Origin of the sequence: Paenibacillus odorifer, assembly GCF_000758725.1 — a bacterium.
Classification (GTDB): Bacteria; Bacillota; Bacilli; order Paenibacillales; family Paenibacillaceae; genus Paenibacillus_AQ; species Paenibacillus_AQ odorifer.
This window is the reverse complement of the sequence record NZ_CP009428.1, coordinates 4,366,718-4,393,100: the sequence shown is the minus strand read 5'-3', so window position 1 is coordinate 4,393,100 and position 26,383 is coordinate 4,366,718. Positions and strand designations below refer to the sequence as shown.

Sequence of the window (26,383 nt, the reverse complement as noted above, 5' to 3'; positions counted from 1 at the left end):
ATAAGGGCTTTTGAGATTCTTTCAAATAGAAATATGGATAATTTAACCTGGCCAGAAAAAGAAAAAATATTTGGATTAAAGCGAAATAGTATTCTGAGAATTATTGCTAATGAATTTATTACTGTGATGTTAACAGCGATCTCTTCAATTCAAACAGAAAATGACTTCGCTGACATGGCTTTGAGTGTGCTCGTGAAATGGTAGAACAAAATATTATTTATCGTGAAGCAATGTTTGATTACACAGCTTGCTATGGACGTAGAGGAATTCCACTAAAAACTGTTATGAATGGCTTTGCTAAAGGCTTAAAATTAGTAAAACAAAAGTTTAATAATATTGATATACGTTTCATTGCAAACCTCGATAGAACAGCTCAAGTTAAGGATAACTGTAAATATATTCAAGAGTTAGTGAAGTACAGAGATATGATTTCATTGATTGCTGTGGGAATGGATATGCAAGAACTTGGACATCCGGCTCATCGGCAAGCTGAGGCTTTTGCTGTTGCAAAAGAAAATGGATTCTTTATTACGGGTCATGTTGGTGAAGAAGTTGGTCCAGAAGGTATTTGGGATGCCATCCAATCGATACCATTTGATAGAATAGATCATGGTGTTCGTGCTGTAGAGGACGAAAAGTTATTAGAATGGTTGGCAGATAAAAAAATATTACTTACTCTATGTCCAGCTTCTAATATAAGCTTAGAAGTATATCCGTCGTGGGATAAATATCCAATCAAAAAATTAATAGACAACGAAGTAAAAGTATGCATTAATTCTGACGACCCACCTTGTTTTCACTATGATCTAACAGGAAATATTATTAAAATCCTTGGGGCGGGTCCTGATGGACTCAACTCCATTTTATATCTTGTTCGTGGACAGAAACTTATTCTTGTAGCACGGATATTCAGGCAAATCTATAAATTCAACCCGTGTAATTGCTTCTCACCTGGCACACTGGTGAATAACCAAGAAGGTGCCAAGCCGATTGAACAGGTTCAAGTTGGTGATATGGTCTGGTCCAATAATCCAGATACTGGAATATCCATATAGGTGAAGAGATACTAACGACCACTGATTTGCATCCCTTCTGGATGATAGGCAAAGGATGGGTGTTGGATTAAACTATAATCAGGTCGCACTTACGAATGAAGGAGTTAAAGCTTTGCATGAAATAAGAAAAGATTTAATAGAAGGAAAGATAGCACTTGGAAGAGTGAAATAATACTGTTGGAGGTACACATGAAAATATTGCAGTGGGGGTTTGAAGCGGATAAATACGAGACTGTTTCTTTCCCGAACCCACTCTAAAAAGCTCATCTTCTTATCATTCATCTGTTATTCTCCCATTTGAGTTCGTAATGTTCACTATCTTAATGCAAGTGAACCGAGTTCACAAGTCTAGGAATAATAGAGAAATTGGGCTTATGCTAAACTAGGGATCTTCAGAAGTAGTTATGGCGGAAACCTATTCGGGGGGGTATTTGTTTTACTTACTGACGTATTGTCATTTGTTGGATTTTTTTATTAATATGGTTTTCCAAAGAAAAATAGTTTGTGATTTTTGGGGGAGTAGAAATTTTGGATATGATGAACATACTGGTTGAAGAACGCCATTGTCCTTTATGTAAAGAATTGAATCGTTGTGGCGCTGAAAGCGATGAATGTTGGTGTTTCCATACAGAAATTCCACTCGAATTGCAAGAACAGATCCCGGAAGAACTGAGAGGGAAAGCTTGTATCTGCCAAAAATGCGTAGAAGCATTTAATAAACATTAACCGGGATTTTAATTAACTCTCGACGAAAACCGTATTTTCATTGTATATAATTAAAGTGTAATCTAAAAAAATAATGGAGGCGCAGATGAGGAAGCCAATAATTGCAGTAGATATGGATGATACAATTTGCCATCTAGTGAAGCGAGCCATATACCATAATAATAATGATTTTCCCACGCATCTGCTGCGGTATGAGGAAATGCTTGATTGGAATACGGATCATTTACGTCATCCGGATTGTACACAAGAGATTTTCTATGGGCGGCCCGGTCTGTATGAAGAGCTTGAACTGTTTGACGAACATGTCGTAGGAGAAATGGAGAAGTTGCATAACGCTTATGATGTAATTATTGTTACGGCAGCCCAACCCCAGTCGGTGGTGGAAAAATGGAACTGGCTGCAGAAGCATATGCCGTTTATTCCGATTGAAAATTTCTTTACCTGTAAGCGAAAAAATCTTATTAACTACGATCTATTGATCGATGACGGGGTGCATAACCTGGTTCCGGCATTGCAGGGGGGAAGAAAAGTGCTTTGTATTCCGCATCCATGGAATTTGCGGGCCCGTGAACAATATGCTTTTCCATTATTGACCTCATGGGAAGGTGCAAAAGAGAAGATAGATCAGATGTTAGGACGTCAAGAGAATGAATGAGACTGTTTTTTATAGATGATGTACAGAAAAATATCCTCCGCCAATAAATGAAGGTATCCCATTAGCCATTGTGGCTTTTGAGATACCTTTTTTATGTCTATTGCAGAAGTGCAATTTCATTATTATGCTCTGGATGTAAATATGTTGAATTAGTGACATTTCGATTCTTGGACTCTTTTCTTTGTATATTATTGTATATAAAAGGAGTGGACATAGTAGTGAGAACAATCGGAATTGATTTAGGAACGACCTATAGTCTTGCTGCTTATTGGGACGGCAGTCAGGCTGTAATTATTCCCAATGTACTCGGGGAGCATGTAACACCCTCGATTGTTAGTGTAGATGCAGGGGGAGAAGTATTAGTTGGAAGAATCGCACAAGAACGACTGATTACACATCCACAGTTAACTGCCTCGACTTTTAAGCGCTTTATGGGATCAGCAAAAAAATACACGCTAGGTACGATGACTTTTACTCCTGAAGAGTTATCTTCTTTTGTTCTGCGGTCACTGAAAGAGGATGCGGAAAATCATCTAGGTGAGTCCGTAACGAAAGCTATAATCAGTGTTCCGGCTTATTTCAATGATGTTCAGCGGAAAGCAACGAAGAAAGCGGCTGAGCTGGCCGGTTTACAAGTAGAGCGGCTTATTAGTGAACCTACGGCGGCAGCACTCGCTTATGGTCTGCATCAGAATCAGGAGACTTCATTTCTTGTTTTTGATCTGGGTGGAGGAACCTTTGATGTGTCAATTCTGGAGCTTTTCGAAGGGGTAATGGATGTTAAGTCGATTGCCGGAGATAACTATCTAGGCGGGGAAGATTTCACGGAGATACTAGTGGCCTATTTTATCCAAAAGAATAAGCTGGACGCGGAATCGTTAACACCAATAACGAGGTCGATGTTGTATAAGCAGGCAGAGCAGAGTAAACGAATTCTTGGTACAGAGTCTGCTGCGACTATGCGGATAGTTATTAAAGAGGAAGAATACGTGCTGACTATAGATCGCTTAGAGCTTGAGCAATTGGTGCAACCGTTACTAATACGTCTAAGGCAGCCGATAGAAAGAGCATTGCGGGATGCTTCTTTGCAGCCTTCCGATCTGGATGGGATTGTGATGATTGGGGGGGCGACTAAAATGCCTCTGATTAAGCAAATTATCAGCCGTATGTTCGGGAAAATGCCTTATGCGAATATCAGCCCAGATGAGACAGTCGCACTGGGAGCTGCGGTTCAGGTGGCCCTGAAGCAGCGTGATCAAGCGCTGGACGAAATGATTTTGACGGACGTTTGCCCCTATACATTAGGGACCAGTGTTCTGCGTAGAGGTTCAAGTGGACAAACGTCATCTGGACATTACTTTCCGATCATTGAACGTAATACTCCGATTCCTGTTAGCCGGGTAGAACGTCTATATACAGCTGCAGATAATCAAAAGATCATAAGTGTGGATGTGTATCAGGGGGAGAGTCCTCGCGTTGAAAATAATCTTTTCCTGGGAGAAATGGAGTTTCAGATTCCGCAAGCACCTCGGGGAGAAGAAAGTATTGATGTCAGATATACATATGATGTGAATGGGATTCTTGAGGTGGAGGTTACAACAGTTTCAACAGGTCAGAAGCATCAGATGATCATCGAGCAAAATGCTGGTGCAATGACGAAAAAGCAAATTGAAGCTCGTTTACTGGAACTGCGGAGTATCAAAATTCATCCGCGTGAGCGTACCGAGAACAGGCTTCTGCTTGCTAGAGGTGAGCGTTTATATGAAGAGGTGCTTGGGGACCAACGGAAGTTTATCGCACAGTGTCTGAAAGTATTCGAAGATGCTTTATATACTCAGAACGAGAAAGTGATTGAAAAAGCGGCACAAGCTTTCAATGAGCAATTGGCGGAAATTGAAGGGTGGTCATACTTCACATGACAATCTGGAGTATGTTGGAGATTGAACCCACAGATGAACTAGCGATCATCAAGAAGGCCTATGCCAAAAAACTGAAATCGCATCACCCTGAAGATGACCCTGAAGGATATCAGCAGCTTAGAGAAGCTTATGATACAGCTGTGAAATGGGCCCGCTCCGGGCAGCGCATAGCAAGCACTGTCCCTTCATTGGTAGGTGAGGATAAGAAAGAAATAGCAGAAGCAATATCAAAAGAAATAGAAAAAATGGTGATACAAGCAGAAAAAGTAATACGAGTAGATGAAGCTGAGGAGGAAGAAGGCGAGGAAAAAGCAGAAGGGGCAACTTCTATACCTCATGAAAACGAGTGGGCGCTGGTTCGCCCTCTTCCCATTCAGCTTGATGCTGATCTTCAAGAACAGCCAGCAGATATTTTTGACAGACAAATTAGGGTACTGTATGCGGATTTCTCGCGCCGGATTAAACAAGCTTCGTGGCATTCACTTTTGAATGAAGATTTCATGTGGAGTATAGAGCATCGTGATCGGCTAAGGGACAAGCTTATGTTGTTCCTTGATCAGCATCGGAATTTGCCTCATGCCGTATGGGAGGCGTTGGATTCATTTTTTCATTTTCGTGAGGACAAGGAAATATTTCTTCAACGTTATGATAATAAGTTAGTCGAGTACATACTAGGGCAGGTCGACGGAAGTTTGGAGATGCGTTATGAGTGTTTCCTTTTGCAGGAGTCTCTTGAGTTCGACATAGAACACTATCTAAATCTGAGGCAATCCGCTCAATTCATGCTGATGGAGGATAAACATACTGAAGCTGGCCAACTCCTCGACGAAGCAAATAAGCTGTTTCAGAATGATCCGGATCTGCAATTATTGCGAGCTAAGTATTGTCTGGATACTGCTGATTATATGGAAGCGCTGGTGTGCTTGGACCGAGTAACCACTATGTGGCCTAACGAAAGAGACGGTTACTTATTAAGAGGGCGGCTTCTCTACTATTTGCAGCGTTATGAGGAAGCGATGAAGGATTGTGAATATTTGTTGCAAGAGGATGCTGGAAATAGAGATGTGCAATGTTTAATTCTGGAATGTAAGATTGCATGTTCTCAAATTGAGGAAGCTCTTACACAAACGGAGACTAATGAGCCTAAAAAGGACGAGTTCATTCATTTTCGTTACCTTGCGAATAAGTCCATGTTGAAGAACAAAAAACTGTATCCACAACGTCTTCGTATCTCTTCGCTAGTAACCATTGGAAAGAACATTATAGGGCCTATATTATTCTATCTATTGGTTTTCCTGAAATTAAGCTGGTTCTATATTTTGGTATATACCATATGTTATTTTTCAGTTTCTGAGCTTCCCCCGCTTGTCAATGCGGTGTTCATTCTTATTATTCTATGGAAAATCAGGAACATTTGCAAAACAGCATACTTATTCTCGAACTAATATCAGGAGGCTCTACATGCTGAAGGAATACAATGTTAAGCAAAGAAAACGATTGGAAATGTATTTCCGCTGTCTTTCCTCTACCTGCATACGTGGTCTCTTAGGGAGATACTATGTGGTTTATGAGTTTGATTTCAGTAATGTCTTCTTCAAAAGAGGATTAATCAAAAATGCTTGTGAAAGATGGAATATCGAGGATGCTAACTCCTTTCATCGCCAAATTCGCTGGCTTTTAGAAGATGGCAACCGTGCAGAATATAGATCTTTACATGCTCGTTTAGCCACAATTTCCGAAACCTCACGCAGTAAATATCTTGAGGCACATAAGGATCATGAGGATTTTGTTAATCTGAAGGTTGTTGCACAAGGAATACATCAGTTGCCTTCTGGTGACATTTCTGCTTTTGGGTTAGCTTGGGTAATTTATCTGAGCCGGATTGGTTATGTTGAGGATTATTTGAAGAAGGAAGAAGCCTGGGAATACAAAATAGAAGCAGCAAGGCAGCTACAAGAACGTTATAGCAGTTGGGCGGATTATTATATAGCCTATTCCTTGGGCAGCAAATTTTCATTAGTACAATCCGGCGGATTAGATAATCTTTTTGAGACGGGATTGCAGAAGCTCATGCGAAATAGCAGCATTCTATACAGGGAAGCCGTTTGGGGGCAAAATCTGCAGCCGGAAGCCACTTAGTCCGTACTTAGGTAATTAATACCTATTGAATACCTATAGAATACCTATCCCGTGTAGCTTAAGGACCCAAAGGACGCTATTTGCAAATTTATAGCCCTTTGAGCCGGTTTTCGGACTCCAGTGCAGCTATTCCTTGAGGAAGGGGTCTTTTGTGGTGTTTTTCATGTCAATAGTGGCTATGCGGTCCGTTAGGATTCCAAATGGGGGATAATGCCGCATATAAGGTCAGCTGTGTCCGATAGGCTATGTCGTAAGTGTAAATGTGATATAAGCAAACGAAGTTTAGTGTTACAACACGAGCAAAGGTTTCGCTCAACGGATCAGATCAAAGAGCAAGCTAAAAGTAAGACGCAGCCGGAAGACCAAACAGTAAAACCAAACAGTAAAATCCAACAATAAACAATAAGACCAAACAGTAAACAGTAAACAGTAAACAGTAAACAGTAAACAGTAAACAGTAAGACTAAAAACCAGCAGTAAAACACAACAGTAAAACCAAACAGTAAAATCCAACAATAAACAATAAGACCAAACAGTAAACAGTAAACAGTAAGACTAAAACCCAACAGTAAAACCCAACAGTAAAACCCAACAGTAAAACCCAACAGTTTATCCAAAAAAGAGGGAGTTCCAGCTGCTATAACATAGCTTTTGGAATTCTCTCTTTTTGTGATGCCGGATTAATCTTGACAGGATCTGATATTTGTATATAATTGGAATAGACCGACGGTCGGTCGGTAGAATGGAGGACGTTTCAGATGAGAATTTCCAAAGAAGCGGAAGAACGTAGAAATGAAATATTGGATACAGCAGAAATGCTGTTTTTTACGAAAGGGTATACCAAAACGACAGTGAATGATGTCTTGCAGGCTATAGGTATTGCGAAGGGGACCTTCTACTATTATTTTAAATCGAAGGAAGAGGTCATGGATGCTGTAGTGCTGCGATTTATTGATGTTGGTGTAGCAACCGCTAAGCAAATTGCTGCAGATCCTAAGCTGACCGTTCATGAAAAGCTGCTGCAAATCATTATGGCGCAAAAGCCGGATACGGACAGAAAAAGCCAAATGATTGAGCAGTTCCATCAGGCTGATAATGCACAGCTGCACCAGAAAAGCTTGGTGGAAACCATTTTACGGCTAACTCCTGTTTTGACGGAGGTCATTGAGCAGGGCATAGAGGAGGGACTGTTTCACAATCCGTATCCCCGGGAGACGATGGAATTTCTATTGATCACCTCTCAATTTCTTTTTGATGAAGGTATATTCAAGTGGCAGCCTGAGGAAATCATCCAGAAGATAAGAGCTTTTATCTATACGATGGAAATTACGCTGGGGGCGGAGAAGGGCAGCTTCGACTATGTGTTTCAAATGTTTGAGTAGGGGAGAGGGAATATTCTGAACAACAAATCCTTCGGAAATTTTATGATCATTTGGATGGGGGAGTGGATATCCAGTATTGGCAGCGGGTTGACGGCTTTCACCTTAGGGGTTTATGTGTTCCAGATGACGCAGACTGCCTCTAGCGTGGCACTTTTAACCTTATGTGCTTTTCTCCCTTCCATTGTGCTCAGTCCTTTTGGCGGCGTGTTAGCGGATCGGTTTGATCGTCGATTGATGATGATAGCAGGGGATTTGTTATCTGCTTTTGGACTAGTATATGTTCTCATCATCATGCTGCTGGGTGAACCTCATTTATGGCAGATTTGTCTAGGCGTGACGTTTAGTTCGATTTTTGTATCCTTGCTTGAACCTGCCTACAAGGCTACCATTACAGATTTATTAACAGAGGAGCAATTTGCCAAGGCTAGTGGTTTAGTTCAGCTTGCTGCGTCCTCAAAATATCTTCTTTCCCCTATCCTTGCCGGGATTTTGCTTAGCTTTATGGATATAAAAACTATCCTGCTTATAGATATCTCAACCTTTCTAGTTACAGTTCTTGCAGTGATGGCTGTTCGCAGGAATCTACAGACTGAACACAGAGTCCCAACGAATCAGTCGTTTGTAAAAGATTTGAAGGAGGGCTGGGATGCTCTTATTTACACGAAAGGTGTACTGCAGCTTACGATCATTTTGTCTGTCGTTACTATTTATGTGGGTTTTCTCCAAACCTTATATACGCCTATGCTTCTACCCTTTACGGATACGAAAACTCTAGGCACGGTAGTGTCTGTAAGTGCTATAGGGATGTTGCTCGGCAGTCTGATTATTGGAGTTTTTAGCATCGATCGTAAATATATTAAAGTATTAGCGCTCGGCCTAGGATTCGCCGGACTGTTTTATTCATTGGTGGGTCTGACCACGAATGTTGCTTTTATTACAGCTGCTGGCTTTTTATTTTTTGCAACGTTGCCTTTTGTTAATACCAGTGCTGACGTTATGATTCGCAACCATATCCCAAATGACACACAGGGGCGGGCATGGGGGATCATTGGCATTTTATCACAACTCGGTTATGTGGCTGCGTATGCTTTTGCTGGCATATTGGCTGATCAAGTGTTTAATCCTCTTTTGCGAGAGGGAGGTCTGCTTACTTCATCAGTAGGTAAGGTGATAGGCACAGGGGAAGGACGGGGAATCGGCTTATTATTTATCATCTCTGGTTTGCTCATCATTATTATGGCATTTGTGATCCCCAGAATGAAATCAATTCGCTGCCTTGAACATGAATAATTGAATTCCGTATTAGAGAGGAGAAGGCCCGTCAATGCTGCTACGAATTGTAAAAAGAGACCTTCAACGCAATAAAATCATTACCTTCGGATTATTTGTGTTTATCATGTTATCGGCTTTGCTTGTTGCTTCTGCGTCGCAAGTGATTATGGAATTGTCGGGGTCCTTGAATCAGCTATTGATTAAATCCAAAGCCCCTCATTTCGTGCAGATGCACGCAGGACAAATCGACAGCTCAGCAATCGAGAGCTTTACAACTACTAATCCACTGGTGAAAGATCAACAAACCGTAGAGATGCTTAACTTGGATGGATCTAACGTTTATCTAGGCAGTAACCAAGGCTCGGAAGCAAACAGCGTGATGGATATCGGCTTTGTAGAGCAGAATCCTTCGTTTGATTTGCTGCTGAATTTAGAGAACAAGGTGATTGAGGTATCGGCAGGAGAAATCGCTGTCCCCATTTATTATATGAAGCAAAAGAATTTGAAAATCGGCGACGTAGTTAGCATTCTAGGTGAACAGTTCGATAAAAAGTTTGTGATTACTGATTTTGTAAGGGATGTCCAAATGAATCCAGCCATGGTCAGCTCCAAACGATTTGTCGTAAATACTGCTGACTTCATAGCGCTGAGACAGAAGCTGGGTGAACCTGAATACCTGATTGAATTTCAGCTTACGGATCTATCCAAGCTCAATGATTTCCGCAATGAGTATCAATCCTCAAATCTGCCCAATAAAGGCCCCTCTATTGACTATCCTTTATTTAAAACGCTGAATGCACTGACGGATGGGATTATCGCAGTTGTTATTATTTTGGTAAGTGTTCTGCTGATGCTGATTGCTATTTTATGTCTCAGATTTACGATGATCGCTACCTTGGAAGAGGATTACAGAGAGATAGGTGTCATGAAAGCGATTGGGATCACGCAGCAAGATATTCGCAGCATTTATTTAGCAAAATATATCGTGATGGCAGCCGTCGCCTCTGTATGTGGATATTTACTGTCTTTAGGTGTGGTGCGTTTGTTTACAGCCAATATTACTTTGTATTTGGGCGTTGCTCCTGCCAGTATCCTTCAATATTTTGTTCCTGTCCTGGCGGTAGGTTTGATCTTTGGAGTTGTTGTATTCTTTTGCCGGATGATTCTTAGACGCTTTAATCGCATCACGGTTGTAGAAGCTTTACGGTCAGGTACGAGGGGTGAAGCAAGGATTAACACAAGCAGATTTTCACTTAGTAAGCGTAAATTTGTTAACGTGAATGCTTTTCTCGGGGTAAAAGATGTTTACGGGCGCTTCACCATGTACGGATTATTGTTCTTCGTATTTGTGATCAGTTTGTTTATCGTTCTAGTGCCAGTGAATATATTGAATACCCTTCAGTCTCCCCGGTTTGTTTCTTATATGGGCGTCGGTCAGAGTGATATTCGCATAGATTTGCAGCAATCGAACCAAATAGAGAAGCGTTTTAATGAGATGATAACCAAGCTTGAAAATGACCCGGACATCTCTAAATTATCTCCACTGATTACTTCTAGATTTAAGGTATTAGGTAGTGATGGTGTATGGGAATCGCTAAATGTTGAAACCGGTGACTTTACTATTTTTCCGCTCTCGTATGTTCATGGAGGAACTCCTAGCAGTGCAAGTGAGATCGCTCTTTCTGACCTGAACGCCAAGGAACTGAATAAAAAGGTGGGGGATACCGTTCTTTTAGAGGTTGCTGGGGTGGCAAAAAAATTGACTGTTAGCGGGATCTATCAGGATATAACTAATGGTGGCCGAACCGCAAAAGCGCAATTGTCATATGATCCGAAGACGGTTCTCTGGTATGTAGTAGCTTTGGATGTGAACCCGGGAATTTCCGTCCAGGCAAAAATGGATCAGTACACCAAATTATTTTATCCAGCAAAAATCACTCATCTGCAAAGCTATTTAGCTCAGACATTAGGAAATACAATTCGCCAATTGAAGCTAGTTACAGGCTTATCCATCGTTATCGCATTTTCGATTTCGGTATTGATTACCTCTTTATTTCTGAAAATGCTGCTTGCCAAGGATTCTTCGCAAACCGCTATTTTGAGAAGTGTTGGCTTTACGTTAGGAGATATTCGTAGGCAGTATCTGGTAAGGATGCTGATAATATCAGGGCTGGGCGTCATTCTTGGTACTTTTGCGGCTAACACTCTCGGGCAAAAAATTGCTCAAATGCTAGGCTCTTTTATGGGTGCTTCTAAGATACAGTTTGTAATCAATCCGGCGGTAGCCTATCTTATTCTTCCGCTACTTTTCATGCTGATTGTAGCGCTCACCACCGTAACAAGCACGATCTCAATGAGAAAATCCAGTATAGCCAAACTAATTGTCGAATGATAGGAGGTGGCAGAATGTTCATATTAGAGACGAAGGGGTTAAAAAAAAGTTATTCAACAGGGCAAGGAACTCCGCAGTCGATATTAAAGGATGTTCAGCTTCAGGTGTCACAGGGGGAATTCATAGCTGTCATGGGACCTTCTGGTTCAGGAAAATCAACATTGCTGTATACGATCAGCGGGATGGATAAGTTGACAGCGGGAAGTGTTATTTTTAAAGGGCAGGAGATCAGCGGAGTTTCAGAGAACGAATTAGCCGGACTGCGCTTAAAGCATATGGGCTTTATTTTTCAGCAAATGCATCTGTTAAAAAACTTGAATATCCGCGACAATATCATCCTGTCTGCTTATCGGGCGAGAACCAGCAGCCGTAGAACTATCAATAAAAGAGCAGCCGAGTTAATGAACAAAACAGGAATTGCTACGCTGGCTGAACGTGATATTACACAGGTGTCAGGAGGACAATTGCAAAGAGCAGCAATCTGCAGAGCACTCATTAATCAGCCAGATATATTGTTTGGCGATGAGCCAACCGGGGCGCTTAACTCAAAAGCAGCTAGTGAAATCATGGACATATTAGCAGATATTAATCAATCAGGAACAACGCTTATAATCGCCACACATGATGCTAAAGTCGCTGCTCAAGCTGAGCGTGTCTTATATATGCTAGATGGCAGCATTGCAGCTGAGCAACGGCTTGGAAAATATAATCGCGTAGATGGTGAATTGAAAAGGCGGGAGGAGAAGCTTGCGGCCTGGCTATTAAAGCTGGGATTCTGATTGGGGATCTAGCGCTGTACGAATGTCAAACAACGTTTTACAGTTTAATATCTGCCCAGCACTAAAACCTATTTTATATGCAATAATAACCACTCAATGCGAAGGCATTAAACAATTAAAAAAACTATTAACGCACCTCGATCATTGCTGATATAAACCGAACAAAAAAGCAATTGCCCCGGCACATCCGGATAACTGCAATTGCTTTTTTATTCACTTACTAATTCTTTAGAAAGCTTACGGCACTACGTAGATATTGGGTTTAGACACAGTGGGCATACCGTTGCCTAGGAAAAATCCTGTGTGCGGAGGTTGATTGTAAGCTGTATTCTGCCAGGCAATGCTCAACCGATATACTGGATCATGCATTAAGGTATATATTTTATTAGTGGTGATGTTCGTAGTTGTATAGATTCGTAGAGCCGAGTTATCGGACTTTCTCCAGATAGCCTCTTCGCGCCAGTCTCCAAGCAGGTCGGCCTGTAGGCTTGGCGTTGCTTTGGTACTATTGTTGGATGCTACGCTCGCTCCGGTTAATAAATTGGTAACGGAGTTACTTGCAGGGTTCCATTTATCAATCTTGACACCATCCAGCAGTTCGCGGGACAAGTCGCCATCCCACCAGATTCCAAAATTCACAGAAGGCATTGTGCTGCTTATTTTGGTGCCTGTAATGGAGTATAGGCCAACACCGTGAGCCCATACCTCTTCCCCGGGATAATTGGGATCAATATCGGCAGCCATCCCCCGGCCGGTATCTTTTCCCGTGTATACACCCCATAAGACCGTCCCGTTTGCAGCATCCCATACCGCAGCGCCATAGGGAGAACTAGTATTTTCCATGACTTTAAAAACTTCGAGACCGGGGCGGTTCGGATTTAAATCGCCTACATGCAGCGCGTCTCCATGACCCAGCCCTGTATTGTATAAGGTCGCACCGTTATTATCAATGGTTAAGGCACCATAAATGATCTCATCCTTACCATCGTTATCCACATCGGCTACACTTAAGCTATGATTACCTTGACCGGCGGTTCCAGCATTGGTGGAGCTATTGCTATCAAAGGTCCATTTACGAGTCAAAGCACTGCCATTCCAGTCAAAAGCTACAACGACTGTGCGTGTATAATAACCACGTGCCATAATGATGCTTGGATGTACTCCATCCAGATAGGCTACTCCTGCTAAAAAGCGGTCTACTCGATTGCCGTAATTGTCACCCCAACTGGATACCGTTCCTCTGGCAGGAACATAATCAATTGTGGTTAAGGCTTTCCCCGTTTGTCCGGAAAATACACTCAGATATTCAGGTCCGGTCAGGATATATCCACTGGAATTGCGATAATCTGCACTTGCGTTTCCAATGGTTACGCCAACTCCGTCAACCGTACCGTCTGCTGTTTTGCAGACTACTTCGGCTTTACCATCACCATTGAAATCATAGACTAGAAATTGAGTGTAATGTGCGCCAGCCCGAATATTTTTGCCCAGATCAATTCGCCATAGCCGAGTTCCATTCAGCTTATAGGCATCCAGATAGACGTTGCCAGTATAGCCACTTTGCGAGTTGTCTTTGGAATTGGAAGGATCCCACTTCAATACGATTTCATATTCCCCGTCACCGTCTAAGTCACCCACGCTGGCATCATTGGCACTATAGGTATAACTTACGCCATCTGGCGTAGTGCCGCCAGCCGGAATCTGAATTGGAACGTCCAAATAATTGTTGGCCCATACATTTGCTGCTGGAGAATCAGATTGCTCAATACCGCCAACGATTGCTCGAACTGTATAGCTAGACGAAGCTGTGCCGGCGTTATCCTGATAATTCGTGCTGTCCGTGATTGGGGTAACGTTTACTTTTGTGCCATTGCGGTATAAATTAAAAGAAACCGACAGTTCTTCTGTTCCGAGTAGCCGCCAGCTCACAAATACACCGCTGGATACCTTCACTGCTACTAGTCCCCGATTTAGCTTTTCCGCTTGCCGGGCAGCTGCTGCCGACACAGAGGAAAGAGAGCCAAAAGCTGCCGTCCCTAAGGTAAAGACTAAAAACCAAATGATTACAAGATACCCTGATTGATGTAACCGCTTACTCATTAACGAAGCCTCCTTTTCATTTTTGGTTCACGAGGGTTACACAGGATGTCATAGTGAACAGTACATAATATTTCATAAAGATAAAAATATGTTTTAAATTTACTTGAACCATTTTATATGAGTACGGCTTCACTCACACGGAAAGGAATACATAACATGGAAAATATGAGCTATAATTTAAAATTCGCAACACTTTGTGCCAAATATAATCTGGGTCTGTTGATGAATGAACCTGAACCGATAACAGGTGGACTCTTGCACAGAATGTATCGCCTGCAAACGGATAAAGCGCAATACGCAGTAAAGGCCTTAAATCCTCAAATTATGCAACGAGATACAGCCATGTCTAATTATATTTTTTCTGAAATGGTTGCGAATCTGGCTTATCAAAAGGGGATCCATGCTGTTCCGGCAATCGTATCTAATGGCAGTAGTATGCACGAGGTTGAGGGGCAATTTTATTTATTGTTTCCATGGGTTCAGGGGAAGGCATTACCTTTAGGTGAAATAGATTTAGATTGTTGTAAAAAGATTGGGGCAATTCTTGCGCAGCTCCACATCATCGATTTCTCACAGGGAACGGATGATCATCACTTTGAAACGCTTATAGCGTCTAATGCTGCAGTTGCCAATTGGAAAGAGCTTGCTCTCAAAGGAGAGCAGCAGCGTGCAGAATGGTCAAGCTTGCTGGCAGATCACCTGCATAAGATAGAGAATTGGGAGGCATTGATTCATTCTTCAGCGAGTCTATTGACGAATCAATATGTTATCAGCCATCGGGATTTAGACCCCAAAAATGTCTTGTGGGATGAGCAGAAAGTTCCGATAATAATCGATTGGGAAGCAGCAGGACCTATTCATCCGACAGTAGAGCTGATAGATGTAGCTTTATATTGGTCAGGTTCTGAATCGGGAGATTTAAGCAAAAAGGCATTCTCAAATTTGATTAACAGCTATCTGGAGCATGGCGGAGAGATTTATGCGGATTGGCAGGTTGTGCTCAACTATGGCTTTTTGGGAAAATTAGAATGGTTAGCTTACAATATCAGACGTTCGCTAGGACTGGAGAGCTCGGATGACGCAGAACGGGAGCTGGGTACTTGTGAGGTAATCCGTACGATTAATGCATTACAGAACTATGCAGATTTTATTCCACAATGTTTATTATGGTTGGGAGATTTAGATAACCGTCACTACCTTTGGTGAGGATCATTTAGCAGGCCAACCTGCCAGGGAGTTTTATCGGAAATTTGGATTTAGTCCTTTGCAGGAATATGTTCCCGATGGACCGGATGGGGGTTCACGCCAAAAGTTTAAACTGACTGTAAGTTAAAAAGGAGGACTTATGAAGAAGTTTATAGTTATATCTGGCGTCTCGCTATTTTTGCTGGCGATTTCTTTTAACCCATTGTTCAACTATATACGTGAAAACAGGCAGGAAAGCAGATATGACTCCATGGGATGAAGAGGAGAAAGCCCCGCCTGGTGATATTGTCAAAGTTCAGTTCTTATTAAATGATCAAAAAATCTCCACCCCTGATGAAATATGGCTATCCAATCGGGACAGAGGCAGCAGATATTTTTCGTGGATAGATATTCTCACAGTAAAGGACCGAAAGACTGGTGAGGAACAAGTAAGTATAGTCCAAAGACTGACCGATGATAGTCAACCCATGGAAACAAGAAAATGGAAAATCATCACGATTGCACAAAACGGAGATGTAGACGAAGAGGTTCTCAGCTATGCGCAAAGAAGCAACAATCATTTAGGTGTCAAGCTAATCGAGTTCTCCGGTACCTCCCTTATGGGTATGGGGTATTATTCAGATGTTACTAAGGCCTATCCTAGTATTTTCTTCCCACTCCTATTTCCGTTTCTAACTGGAATAGCGGGTCTCCTGTTATTGATTTTTCTGGTTGTTCTATTACTGTTTGAGCTTCATCTTAGACGCGTTATTAGAAAAAGAGGGCGATAAAGAACACAGGATACATTCTGAAATTACTTGTAGTTTCGAATTACCTTTAATTTAGTGATAGTTGATAAGGCAAACAGCAGCAGTAAGACTCCGATTGAACCCATGACAGGACCAGGGCTGAAGAGATCAGACAAGAACGAGACAGCAGTAAGACCAATGGATGGGGCTACACTCATGATAGAACCTAATACACCGAACACCCTACCCTGGATGTCTTCTGAAACTTCCAGCCTAAGGATTGTATTAATCAGCAACGTGGAGAATGAGAACATGAAGCCAATCACAAGAATGATAGGAATGGCAATCGCAGCGGAAGTGACGAATGATAACAGGAGGTACAGGGGACCGAGACATAGCAGTCCAGTCATAATAAGGAAACCTCTGTTTTTCAATTTGGAGCCAAGCAGCAAGATCAGTCCGGACCCGATCATATAACCAAGTGGAATACAGGCTTCAATAAGTCCAAACTGAAAGGGAGTGGAATCCCACACTTTGACGGCCATAACCTGCGTCAACATCAGGGAGGGGACAAAAAATAAGGTTAAGGTAGGAAGCATAATCATAACGGCGCGTGCGAAAGGATACCTCCAAATATAGCGAATTCCATCAACCAGATCCTGTGTGAATTTCCGTTCTTTCTTGGGTGCGTTATTTAATTGAGTTGGCAAAGGAAGGGAGCGAACTGCTAAAACGAGCAGAAAGGAGAGGAAAAATGTAACTCCATCAAATAAAATAGCGTCGGCTGCTCCAAAACTCGCTACGAAAATACCACCGGCTGAATAACCAATAGTCCGGCAGATGTTTTCAGACAAGTTCAACAATCCTACCGCTTTTTGTAGATGTTCTTTACCAACAACAGTAGTGATAGAAGCTTGGTATGCCGGGGACTGGAATAAAGCTGAAACGGTCGTAAGACCCGTCAGTATAGCGACTATAATGAACGATGTAGAGGGCAGGGAAATGGCTAAAGCAAGTGTCACTACGAGTCCGCAACTTATCAGATCGGTGATCAGCATGAGGGTTCGACGATTGACCCTATCCGCAAAAGTTCCCCCTATCGATCCAAGTAAAGAACTGAGCACTAAATTGATTATCGTGATGATGGCAATCATTTTGGCGCTGCCGGTCGTTTGCAGTACCCATAAACTTAAAGCAATACTATGAAAAGTGTTACCGAATAAGGAAATGGAGTACGAACTGAGTAGCAGCAGGAATCTCCGATTTCCCCAAAGAGAGGGATGAGCTTGAACAGCAGGGGGAACTTGTTTCACTAATACAGGATCAGGCATAAGTTATGCTCCCTTCAACTTAAACGCTTAAGTGAATAGACAAAAAAATTATTCTACAAAATAACAATTATTTTCTTGTGCGGAGTAGTCAGAATGATGCAATAATTTGTCCATGAGTTCAAATGCAGTAGCCGCTTTATCCCCTGTGAAAATGAATTTATGAACGTCATCGCCTAATATTTCCGGACAATTGCAGGTGCAAAGCACAGAGAGTTGTTCGAACCTCCCGTTTTTTTCAACGTAACTTCCAATAAACTCATTAATGACAATGGCCTCTTTATAGTCCCCCTCCTGTAAGAATGTATTTAATTCCTCCAAATTGACAACGGTGAATATCGCTTCTTCAGGTAATGGAATACTGTCCTGAATAAAGCGGGTGAGGAAAGAGTTATTGAAGCTCTCCATAATTAAACATACCTGTGAAAGGTCCTGTGGTTTTACCTTTTGCAGAGCTGCTCGATAGTTGAAAAGGACCTGCTTAAAGAGTTTATCTTCAATCATGCTGTCGATCAGAATCAAAGGAATTCCTTCTACAAAATGCTTGGAGATCGAATAAAAGGCTTCCTCGCGCACATCGATCAGAAATACAGCCTCCAGCTTTCTTTCTACGATAATATCCAAAGAAGGCTGATCAACATCAAGTGAATATAGCAGCGTATGGTAACCAGCATTTGTTAACCGTTGTTCCAAGGCATGTATAAATGAGAACTGGGCATGGAGCTTCCAGTGTGGTGTATGGGCTGAGGTGTTAACAAGCACACCTACCAATCCTGTTTTCTGATTCGCAAGTGAACGTGCCGCCAGATTGGGTATGTAGTGTAGTTCCTCGGCAAGCTGAAGAATCTGCTGGCGCGTTTTCTCAGGAATGGTTTGGTTGCCGACACGATTCAGAACATAGCTCACTGTTGCGACGGAGACATTGGCACGAAGTGCGATGTCCTTCATGGTTGTCTTTTTCACCAGTAAATAGCTCCCTTATCCTTGTGATATTTTCTAAAGATTAACATTCTGATCCCAAAGCGTCAATGGGAAGTGAGTGTGCAGTTAGATGACCCTGCTAGGTTCTAGAAATGGAAGAATTACGGTGAAATTAATCTATCGGAATCAATAGATTCCATGTTATTCTATTTAATAAAAATAATAGAAATAGGGGGAGTGTCGATGAAAAAATTGCTCCATGTTCTCTTTGTTTTAGTATTACTAATAGGTTTAAATGTAAGTGAAGGGAACACTGCATCTGCTGTACAGGCTAAACAGGTGTTGCGTATTGGTTTTGATTATATTCCTGTAGATCTAGATCCTGCCTCTTCCACAGATAGTAGTACGACTACGGTCATTAAAGGGATATTTGAGGGATTGGTGCGTTTGAATGATGCGGGAGAGGCGGTTCCCGGGATAGCCAAGTCGTGGACAGTCTCCAAGGATGGGAAAACATACACGTTCTCCTTGCGGCCGAGCGCAAAATGGAGTAATCAGCAGCAGGTTAAGGCTTCAGATTTTGAGTATGCATGGAAACAAGCGCTTGCACCTCAGTCTATGAATAGCTATGCATTCAAAATGTTCATAATTGCTAACGCAGAGAATTATCATAAAGGGAAGCTAAAGGAGTCTTCGAAAGTGGGTGTGAAAGCGTTAAATAACGATACACTCCAAGTGACTTTGAATGAAAAAACTTCACATTTCCCGCAGCTTCTCGCGGAAAGTATTTACATGCCAATTAATGCGCAAGTCGCGAAAGCAGATAAGAATTGGGCGTACAATATTAAAACTATGGTTACTAATGGCCCTTTTAAACTGCAACAGTGGGATGAAAATTCGATTCATCTAATTAAAAATCCAAACTATTATGCGGCGCAAGAAATTCGTTTCTCAGAGGTGCATCTACTTCGGCCTAAAGCTGGAACACCTTCGCCAACTATGGCCTACTTAAACAATGAAGTTGACTGGGTAGGGGCAAAAGATGAGCTGATAGATAAGGCTTCTTTAAATTCTGTATTCCCTCAGGAGTTATATGCTTTGCCGTATGCTTCTACATATTATTATCAGTACAATCTAAGCAAAGCACCTTTCAAAAATCTGAAGATACGTAAAGCATTAGCCATGGCAGCTAACCGAGAATCTATCGGCTATGGTACACCTGCTTACGGTTTTATTCCTCGGAGTATTCGTGGTTCCAAGTTGAATTTTAGATCAGAGATTATTGATACACGGTATTTCAAAGAGGATGTAATACAGGCTAAGAAATTACTTCAGGAAGGTTTGAAGGAAGAGGGCTTAACTCAGCTTCCTAGTTTTTCGATTATTATAAATGAAGGGCATGAAGAAATTGCAGAAGCCGTTATTAACAGCTGGAACAAAAATCTGGGCATTACAGTAGGCTTTGAGGTTCAACCCTGGGAAGATCTGCTTGATAATCGTCTTAAGCAGAATTATACAATGGCAAAAGCGGCTTGGGCAGCCGACTATAACGATCCATCGACTTTTTTAGATTATTTCACATCTTGGAGCAGCGATAATGATTCGGGCTGGAGCAGTGCACTTTATGATAGTTATATTAAACAAGCTAGGCTTACATTAGACACTAGCGAACGAAACAAGCTTTATGCAAAAGCTGAAAAAATGCTCATTGACCAAATGGTCATCCTTCCGCTGTATTATTTTTATGCTGATGTTTTGCATAAACCTAACATTAAAAAAGTAAGTGTAGAGTATGATGGTTCCATATCTTTTTCAAGAGGGTATTTAATCTAAAAAATTATAGTAATAAAGACTATGAGGATACTTCCGCAGTTATTGGGAGTGTCCTTTTTGTATGGAATTAATCACCTTTGTGAAACCGCTTCAGATAACGACACAATATTGTGAAAATTTTCACCTTTTTATTAAAAATTTTAATATATAATTAATTTATAATCAAAAACAAGGAGGATTTAAAATGAAGTTATTTAAAATGATGTTAGTAGCAGGCGTCTCGGTTGCAGTCTTGTCTGGTTGTGGTGCGAATAATAATAATGCAACTAATTCAGCGGCTACTACGACTCCAGCAACAGAGCAAACGGATGCAGTTACTACAGCTTCAATCGTAAATCAAGCAGATGCGTTTACCAAGGCTGTAAGTAAAGATGGAAACTGGATTATTGCCATTCTAAATGATGTGACCATTGCCCAAGATGTTGTTGTTGAAGGCGAATTCCATGATAAAGGGGCCGCAGACGGCGACATCTACCGTAAGATTGCTCTTTATGCCCAAGACGCTGATCACAAAGTTACTGCCAATTACACACTCACTGTACCTAAGTTAACTGTACAAAGTGAAAATTTACGAGTTCAAGGCGGAACCATTAAAGGTGATGTTTATGTAGATGCGAACGGATTTAATCTGCATGAAACTTCGACTATTGATGGAAATCTTTACTTCGCAAACGAAGATATGAAAGCAACTGCAGGGATTGAAGGTAAAGTGACTGGGGCAACTGAAGTTAAATAAGTTAGTGATGATTTCGATTAGGTAGAAGTAGAAGGACTAAATAGATAGAATTATCCGGATAGGATAGGCAAAAGGAATCAGTAATGAATGGGCTGACTCATAATGGACTACACCCCATCTAGTTACCATATGAGAGCCAACGGCTTTGAAGTAACAAGTAATGGAGTATTGAAGCAGTGAATTATTGGAGTATGAAGTAATGGAGTATGAAACATTGAAGTGTACAGTAGATGGTTTTAACTGTATTTTGTACAACTAAAATGCTCAAAACGCCCGGCCAATGAAAATAGCTGTATTTTGTACATCTATTTTCCTGATTTAATACTCTATAGGCTATTTCTCTAGTTTTTAATTGTATAGAATACACTTAAAGTTAGAATTAGCCCTTGTGGATATCGAATAAGTGTATAGAATGCAGTTATCTTACAGATATATCAAGATAGTGCGCTACAACGGAGTGGTTATCCGAAAGCTACGAATGATTAAGCTTAGCTCATAACCTATCAAGCAAATCACAACAGACCCAAAACACCAGTCAGCGAACCTCCAATAACGGAGAATTGCTGCCTGGTTGTTTTTTTGTGGATGATGAATATATGAACTATTGTTGATTTTCTTCCTATTGACTTATAATATTACTACCACTACTAGGAGGAACACATATGTCTAAGGAGTATTCGCGCACATATATTGAGAGCGTAAAGCTTGAAATGTTAAATAGGTTGGGATTAAAGCAGGTGTTCTTCAAGGAGCAAATAGGGGACAGCCTAATTTTTGAAGCTGTGGGCTTTGATAAAGGGGCAAAACACCGTTTTTGCGTTAGACCAAAGACGAAAACGATTGATGAATTCATTTCAGGCAAATGGATGAAGGTACGCAGTTTTATAATCAAAAGTGTGGATATTTAATGTTGAACGCTAAAAAGGTAGCCCCGTTAATCGGAGTTACCTTTTTATTTTTTTAATACATAGTCATTGATAATGTGAAGTATCTCCATACAGATCGATGGTTGTATTGTTATCAGTTAGGGTTACTTTACATAATGCAGTAGAGAGAATATCCGGTAACTCCCCTATTTCCTGCAATGATTTATTAAGAAAATAAGCCATAATGACTTTTAAAGTCATCCGATGGGTGACGATGAGCACCTCTAGCCCTACGTTATCGTTTATGATGCGCTCCATTGTCGGCACTACTCTTCCTTCAAGCTGCTTATAAGTCTCACCTGAGGTTAGAGGAATATATAGATCGGGTCTGGTGAAAAAATGGGAATATTGTAAAGGGGATTCTAGTTGTATCTGATCCGTATTCATTCCTTCCCAGCTCCCCATGTTTATTTCCATTAAAGAAACTTGCTGTTGAATAGGTAAACTCCGCTTTCCCCGTAAAATCTGCGCAGTATGCAATGCTCTTGGACTAGTACTAGAATAAATTGCGCCTAAGTTTTCTACTTGCAAACGATCCCTTAACCATTCGGCCTGCTGTTCGCCCAAGGCTGTAAGCGCAGAATTTTGATGCCCTTGCATTCGTTTTTGTAAATTCCATTCTGTTTGCCCGTGGCGGGTTAAGTATAATACTGTCTTTGTCATTAACAAAACCTCCCTTATGAATAGTTGTAAGTATAAAAGAAATAAATATAAATAAACAATATATAATAGTTAACATCCATAATGTATAGTTATAGTAAAATGACTGAGGATAAGCGGCGAATACAGATATTATTTTATGAAGTGAGGAAGAGATCACGATGAACTATCATGTATTAAAATTGTTTTATTACGTTGCGATCACAGGTAGTGTGACCAAAGCCTCTGAACGTTTGCATATCAGTCAACCCGCTATATCAGCGCAAATCCGTAAGTTTGAACGGGAGAATCATATTTTGTTATTTGAAATTAAAGGAAAGAGGATGGTGCTCACCCCTTTAGGAAAAAGGTTAATCGAACCTCTTGAGAAGTTTTTTGCCATGGGTGATCAAGTCCAGCAAATCATTGAAGACTATCACAAATTTCCTGAGGGGAATCTGCGGATTGCAGGTAATTATTTGGCGACAAGCATCCTCATTCCCCGGTGGGCGTCATTATTTAAACAATCTTTTCCGGAAGTTAACATTCAGATCACTACTACTAATTCTCATGGAGTCATGGAAAAATTGAATAATTTTGAAGCAGACGTGGCGATTTACAGTGATATGGAGTTTCCTTCGCATAATACAGGAGTGTTCGAACATCGGGAGTTATATAGGGACGAGTATGTATTCGTGGTTTCTTCCCATCACCCTTTTGCCAATCAGCAGGTTAGCTTTGAAGAAGTGATGTCTGAAGCATTTATTATGAGAGAAGAGGGCAGTGCAGCCAGAGAGCGGCTTGTCCGGTTGTGTGAAGAAAGAAGTGTACAGCAACCAACGATTGGGCTTCAATTTAATGGAGTGAATGAAGTTATTCAAGCTGTGATTGCCGGTTATGGAATTAGTTATGTATCCGCTTTGTTGGCGAAACCTTATCTTGATCAGGGAACATTAGCTAATGTAGCAGTAGAAAATGTAGTCTCCAAGCATTCGATATGGATGGGTTACAGAAAGAAGGAACTTCAAGAAAGCTATATGCAGTCGTTTATTACGCTCGTTATGAAACAATTAAGTTTAAAATAATATTAGGAAATTAAAGATAAGCTTATGGTAAACTATGGATAAAAGTTAGGAGGGGTCATAATGGATCAAATCATATTCAAACAACTTAAGTTTGTGCGTAGTGTTACTGTGCGTGCTGTCGAGGGACTATCTGAGGAAATTTTAGATAGTATTCCAGAAGGTTTTAATAACAATATCCGCTGGAACTTGGGACATATTTATTTGGTGCAAGAGAAGTTTGCCTTTCATTCTGCTAGGGAGCTTATGCAATTGCCGGCAAGCTTTGAACGCTTATTTGCGAAAGGGACTAAACCAGCCGAGTGGAATGAGGAACCGCCAACGCTTGAAGTTTTACTTGAGATGTTTACGGAGCAACCCAAACGGATCCAGGAAGCTTTTCACAATCGCTTAAGTGAGCAAGTAACCCCTCTTACAACAGGAAGTGGATTAACCTTAAATTCAATCGGTGAATTCATAAATTTCACACTTTACCATGAAGGTATGCACTTCAATACAATAAAATTATTAAATCGCTTTGCAGATAAATAAATTCAAATAACAAAAGATATCGATATATAATTGGTATCTTTTGTTAGCTTTATGATCAAAAAAAAGATTTGTAAATGAAAAGGTTATGTGATAATCTAATTTATGTAATACATGTAACCGGTTACACATTGGGGGATGAATTAAAGAATGATGACGATCAAAGATGTCGCAAAAATAGCTGGAGTTTCGGTAGCAACAGTCTCACGGGTTATAAATGAATCTGGATATGTGAATATCGATACTCGCAAAAAGGTTGAGGCAGCGATCAAAGAAATGAATTATACCCCTAATGAGGTTGCAAGATCATTGTACAAGCGGAAATCTAAATTAATCGGGCTGCTCTTGCCTGATATTACCAACCCCTTCTTCCCGCAGTTAGCGCGGGGGATAGAGGATCGGATGCAGGAGCAAGGTTATCGGATCATCTTTGGCAATAGTGATGAGAACGAGGACAAAGAGATGGATTATATTCAAACCTTTATCCAAAATAATGTCATTGGCATGATATCGTCAACCAACTTCCCTGAGAGCGACGTTTATTCTAACTTGAAAATTCCGGTCGTATTTCTGGACCGTACTTCTAACGATAGCCCTTCCGTATACGCAGATGGCAAAAAGGGCGGACGTCTTGCAGCACAAGAGATTATCGCACGGGGAAGCAAAAAAATCACAGTCATACAAGGACCGGCGCATATCAAACCTGCACAAGATCGATTTCTTGGGGCGATTGAAGTACTTAATGAAATGGGAATCAGCTATAATGTGATCCAAACTTCATCCTTCTCCCATACAGTAGCAGAACAATGGGCTGTGGAGTTATTTGCTAAATATATAGATACAGATGGCGTAATTGCCAGTAATGATATTGTCGCGACGGCAGTCATTCATGAAGCACATCGTTTAGGTAAAAGAGTGCCGCAGGATCTGCAAATCATCGGATTCGATGATATCCCGCTTAGCAGCTTGTTGTCACCTGCTTTATCCACCATTCGCCAGCCGGCACATGATATGGGTAGAGAAGCGGCGGGTTTACTTATTAAGCTAATTGAGCAAGATAAGGTGGAAGAGAAGATTATTCAACTACCCGTTAGCTTTGTGGAGCGGGAAACTACAAGAAGTAAAGAATAGATGACAACATGAGAAAGGTTGATGAAAATGGCTAAGATTTGTGTAATTGGCAGCTGTTCAATGGATTTAGTAGTGACTTCGAATAAGCGACCTCACGCGGGTGAGACTGTGCTTGGAGAACAATTCTCCACCGTTCCGGGCGGTAAGGGCGCGAACCAAGCAGTCGCTGCTGCCCGTCTTGGAGCAGAAGTTACGATGGTTGGTTGTGTAGGTGATGATTTCTATGGTACCGCTATCATGGATAATCTGAAAAAGAATCGCGTTTTTACCGCCAATGTGGAACCGGTTACACATGCCGAAAGTGGCACAGCCCACATCATTTTAGCGGAAGGTGATAATAGCATTATCGTTGTAAAAGGAGCCAATGATTTAGTTACTCCTGCTTTGGTTGAACGGGCACTTGAGAATATTAAAGGCTCTGACATGGTATTAATCCAACAAGAAATTCCGGAAGAAACGGTGTCTTTTGTAAGTGAGATTTGCCACAAATTCAATGTGCCTATGTTGCTTAACCCAGCACCTGCTCGTCCTATCAGTGAAACGATTATAAACAATGCCACCTATTTAACACCCAATGAACATGAATGTGCAATATTATTTCCTGAGATGAGTACTGCTGAAGCTTTACGCAAATATCCCAATAAGTTATTTATTACCGAGGGCAGCAATGGTGTGCGTTATTACGATGGTAAACAGGAAGTTTTAGTTCCCACCTATAAAGTGAATGCTATAGATACCACTGGAGCAGGAGATACTTTTAATGCGGCATTTGCTGTTGCTCTAGCTGAAGGCAAGTCTATTCGAACTAGTGTAAAGTTTGCCAATCGCGCGGCTTCTTTATCCGTCACAAAATTTGGTGCCCAAGGTGGCATGCCAACAAGAGTAGAGGTGGAGGTGAGTCTTTAA

Annotated in this window: 22 protein-coding genes and 1 pseudogene; 19 read left to right on the top strand and 4 right to left on the bottom strand. The window is 41.2% G+C overall.

From position 1 onward, the window contains the following. Positions 1-191: 191 nt before the first annotated feature. From PODO_RS19155 to PODO_RS19110, 10 genes and pseudogenes are all read left to right on the top strand, one after another. Positions 192-1,055, top strand: a pseudogene (locus tag PODO_RS19155) (adenosine deaminase family protein); the annotation flags it as partial. 534 nt (positions 1,056-1,589) lie between these two features. Further along, entirely contained in the window at positions 1,590-1,781 is a 192-nt protein-coding gene (locus PODO_RS30635; RefSeq protein ID WP_244886525.1) for a cysteine-rich CWC family protein, read from the top strand. Positions 1,782-1,866: 85 nt separating this feature from the next. Then, on the top strand, positions 1,867-2,436 hold the full coding sequence (locus PODO_RS19145) for a 5' nucleotidase, NT5C type (protein WP_038572266.1): 570 nt from the start codon (positions 1,867-1,869) through the stop codon (positions 2,434-2,436). Positions 2,437-2,654: 218 nt separating this feature from the next. Next, on the top strand, positions 2,655-4,355 hold the full coding sequence (locus tag PODO_RS19140; RefSeq protein WP_038572263.1) for a molecular chaperone HscC: 1,701 nt from the start codon (positions 2,655-2,657) through the stop codon (positions 4,353-4,355). Beyond that, positions 4,352-5,800 carry a J domain-containing protein gene (locus PODO_RS19135; RefSeq protein ID WP_038572262.1) on the top strand — a complete coding sequence of 483 codons (1,449 nt, stop codon included), beginning with the start codon at positions 4,352-4,354 and terminating at the stop codon, positions 5,798-5,800. The genes PODO_RS19140 and PODO_RS19135 overlap by 4 nt, the downstream gene beginning before the upstream one ends. Before the next feature lie 16 nt (positions 5,801-5,816). Then, on the top strand, positions 5,817-6,494 hold the full coding sequence (locus PODO_RS30105; RefSeq protein WP_052097142.1) for a DUF1266 domain-containing protein: 678 nt from the start codon (positions 5,817-5,819) through the stop codon (positions 6,492-6,494). A gap of 758 nt (positions 6,495-7,252) precedes the next feature. Further along, positions 7,253-7,876, top strand: coding sequence for a TetR/AcrR family transcriptional regulator (locus tag PODO_RS19125; RefSeq protein WP_038572259.1), 624 nt, complete (start codon positions 7,253-7,255; stop codon positions 7,874-7,876). A 42-nt stretch (positions 7,877-7,918) separates the two neighbouring features. Beyond that, positions 7,919-9,166, top strand: coding sequence for an MFS transporter (locus tag PODO_RS19120; RefSeq protein WP_174890044.1), 1,248 nt, complete (start codon positions 7,919-7,921; stop codon positions 9,164-9,166). 34 nt (positions 9,167-9,200) lie between these two features. Continuing rightward, positions 9,201-11,540: an ABC transporter permease gene (locus PODO_RS19115; RefSeq protein WP_038572249.1), complete on the top strand. Its 2,340-nt coding sequence runs from the start codon at positions 9,201-9,203 to the stop codon at positions 11,538-11,540. A 14-nt stretch (positions 11,541-11,554) separates the two neighbouring features. Then, the gene (locus PODO_RS19110) at positions 11,555-12,319 is read left to right on the top strand and encodes an ABC transporter ATP-binding protein (RefSeq protein WP_036688966.1); all 765 of its coding nucleotides are present in this window, start codon (positions 11,555-11,557) and stop codon (positions 12,317-12,319) included. Positions 12,320-12,556: 237 nt separating this feature from the next. Here PODO_RS19110 and PODO_RS19105 read toward each other — a convergent pair whose 3' ends face one another. Next, positions 12,557-14,419 carry a rhamnogalacturonan lyase gene (locus tag PODO_RS19105; RefSeq protein WP_162164293.1) on the bottom strand — a complete coding sequence of 621 codons (1,863 nt, stop codon included), beginning with the start codon at positions 14,417-14,419 and terminating at the stop codon, positions 12,557-12,559. Between the two features lie 165 nt (positions 14,420-14,584). Between PODO_RS19105 and PODO_RS19100 the strand changes: the two genes are divergently transcribed. Together PODO_RS19100 and PODO_RS19095 are read left to right on the top strand one after the other, a co-directional pair. Next, a complete protein-coding gene (locus tag PODO_RS19100) occupies positions 14,585-15,625 on the top strand; it encodes a phosphotransferase (protein ID WP_169744786.1) in 1,041 nt (346 codons plus the stop codon). A gap of 242 nt (positions 15,626-15,867) precedes the next feature. Then, positions 15,868-16,395, top strand: coding sequence for a hypothetical protein (locus tag PODO_RS19095; protein WP_038572244.1), 528 nt, complete (start codon positions 15,868-15,870; stop codon positions 16,393-16,395). Positions 16,396-16,418: 23 nt separating this feature from the next. On the opposite strand, the gene PODO_RS19090 is transcribed toward PODO_RS19095, so the two are convergent. Next, complete coding sequence (locus PODO_RS19090) at positions 16,419-17,684, bottom strand: MFS transporter (RefSeq protein ID WP_038572242.1); 1,266 nt, start codon at positions 17,682-17,684, stop codon at positions 16,419-16,421. Positions 17,685-17,732: 48 nt separating this feature from the next. Further along, entirely contained in the window at positions 17,733-18,644 is a 912-nt protein-coding gene (locus PODO_RS19085; RefSeq protein WP_052097139.1) for a LacI family DNA-binding transcriptional regulator, read from the bottom strand. A 201-nt stretch (positions 18,645-18,845) separates the two neighbouring features. Between PODO_RS19085 and PODO_RS19080 the strand changes: the two genes are divergently transcribed. The 3 genes from PODO_RS19080 to PODO_RS19070 all read left to right on the top strand — a co-directional run bounded on the left by PODO_RS19080 (position 18,846) and on the right by PODO_RS19070 (position 22,079). Then, positions 18,846-20,435 (top strand): peptide ABC transporter substrate-binding protein, encoded by a 1,590-nt coding sequence (locus PODO_RS19080; protein WP_052097137.1) that lies wholly within the window; start codon positions 18,846-18,848, stop codon positions 20,433-20,435. A gap of 184 nt (positions 20,436-20,619) precedes the next feature. Further along, positions 20,620-21,171 (top strand): polymer-forming cytoskeletal protein, encoded by a 552-nt coding sequence (locus PODO_RS19075; protein ID WP_052097134.1) that lies wholly within the window; start codon positions 20,620-20,622, stop codon positions 21,169-21,171. Between the two features lie 662 nt (positions 21,172-21,833). Then, positions 21,834-22,079, top strand: coding sequence for a hypothetical protein (locus PODO_RS19070; protein WP_036688955.1), 246 nt, complete (start codon positions 21,834-21,836; stop codon positions 22,077-22,079). A 63-nt stretch (positions 22,080-22,142) separates the two neighbouring features. Here PODO_RS19070 and PODO_RS19065 read toward each other — a convergent pair whose 3' ends face one another. After that, the gene (locus PODO_RS19065) at positions 22,143-22,760 is read right to left on the bottom strand and encodes a histidine phosphatase family protein (RefSeq protein WP_038572239.1); all 618 of its coding nucleotides are present in this window, start codon (positions 22,758-22,760) and stop codon (positions 22,143-22,145) included. A gap of 158 nt (positions 22,761-22,918) precedes the next feature. Between PODO_RS19065 and PODO_RS19060 the strand changes: the two genes are divergently transcribed. From PODO_RS19060 to rbsK, 4 genes are all read left to right on the top strand, one after another. Continuing rightward, entirely contained in the window at positions 22,919-23,821 is a 903-nt protein-coding gene (locus tag PODO_RS19060) for a LysR family transcriptional regulator (protein WP_038572237.1), read from the top strand. A 60-nt stretch (positions 23,822-23,881) separates the two neighbouring features. Next, the gene (locus tag PODO_RS19055) at positions 23,882-24,349 is read left to right on the top strand and encodes a DinB family protein (RefSeq protein ID WP_038572234.1); all 468 of its coding nucleotides are present in this window, start codon (positions 23,882-23,884) and stop codon (positions 24,347-24,349) included. Positions 24,350-24,496: 147 nt separating this feature from the next. Next, complete coding sequence (locus PODO_RS19050) at positions 24,497-25,477, top strand: LacI family DNA-binding transcriptional regulator (RefSeq protein WP_036688945.1); 981 nt, start codon at positions 24,497-24,499, stop codon at positions 25,475-25,477. A gap of 27 nt (positions 25,478-25,504) precedes the next feature. After that, positions 25,505-26,383, top strand: a complete 879-nt coding sequence (gene rbsK / locus PODO_RS19045; protein ID WP_036689135.1) for a ribokinase — start codon at positions 25,505-25,507, stop codon at positions 26,381-26,383.

Coding starts and splice junctions, on each gene's coding strand:
- PODO_RS30635 (WP_244886525.1), top strand. CDS start 1,590: ATGATGAACATACTGGTTGAAGAACGCCATTGTCCTTTATGTAAAGAA.
- PODO_RS19145 (WP_038572266.1), top strand. CDS start 1,867: ATGAGGAAGCCAATAATTGCAGTAGATATGGATGATACAATTTGCCAT.
- PODO_RS19135 (WP_038572262.1), top strand. CDS start 4,352: ATGACAATCTGGAGTATGTTGGAGATTGAACCCACAGATGAACTAGCG.
- PODO_RS30105 (WP_052097142.1), top strand. CDS start 5,817: ATGCTGAAGGAATACAATGTTAAGCAAAGAAAACGATTGGAAATGTAT.
- PODO_RS19125 (WP_038572259.1), top strand. CDS start 7,253: ATGAGAATTTCCAAAGAAGCGGAAGAACGTAGAAATGAAATATTGGAT.
- PODO_RS19120 (WP_174890044.1), top strand. CDS start 7,919: ATGATCATTTGGATGGGGGAGTGGATATCCAGTATTGGCAGCGGGTTG.
- PODO_RS19115 (WP_038572249.1), top strand. CDS start 9,201: ATGCTGCTACGAATTGTAAAAAGAGACCTTCAACGCAATAAAATCATT.
- PODO_RS19110 (WP_036688966.1), top strand. CDS start 11,555: ATGTTCATATTAGAGACGAAGGGGTTAAAAAAAAGTTATTCAACAGGG.
- PODO_RS19105 (WP_162164293.1), bottom strand. CDS start 14,419: ATGAGTAAGCGGTTACATCAATCAGGGTATCTTGTAATCATTTGGTTT.
- PODO_RS19100 (WP_169744786.1), top strand. CDS start 14,585: ATGAGCTATAATTTAAAATTCGCAACACTTTGTGCCAAATATAATCTG.
- PODO_RS19095 (WP_038572244.1), top strand. CDS start 15,868: ATGACTCCATGGGATGAAGAGGAGAAAGCCCCGCCTGGTGATATTGTC.
- PODO_RS19090 (WP_038572242.1), bottom strand. CDS start 17,684: ATGCCTGATCCTGTATTAGTGAAACAAGTTCCCCCTGCTGTTCAAGCT.
- PODO_RS19080 (WP_052097137.1), top strand. CDS start 18,846: ATGAAAAAATTGCTCCATGTTCTCTTTGTTTTAGTATTACTAATAGGT.
- PODO_RS19075 (WP_052097134.1), top strand. CDS start 20,620: ATGAAGTTATTTAAAATGATGTTAGTAGCAGGCGTCTCGGTTGCAGTC.
- PODO_RS19070 (WP_036688955.1), top strand. CDS start 21,834: ATGTCTAAGGAGTATTCGCGCACATATATTGAGAGCGTAAAGCTTGAA.
- PODO_RS19065 (WP_038572239.1), bottom strand. CDS start 22,760: ATGACAAAGACAGTATTATACTTAACCCGCCACGGGCAAACAGAATGG.
- PODO_RS19060 (WP_038572237.1), top strand. CDS start 22,919: ATGAACTATCATGTATTAAAATTGTTTTATTACGTTGCGATCACAGGT.
- PODO_RS19055 (WP_038572234.1), top strand. CDS start 23,882: ATGGATCAAATCATATTCAAACAACTTAAGTTTGTGCGTAGTGTTACT.
- PODO_RS19050 (WP_036688945.1), top strand. CDS start 24,497: ATGATGACGATCAAAGATGTCGCAAAAATAGCTGGAGTTTCGGTAGCA.
- rbsK (WP_036689135.1), top strand. CDS start 25,505: ATGGCTAAGATTTGTGTAATTGGCAGCTGTTCAATGGATTTAGTAGTG.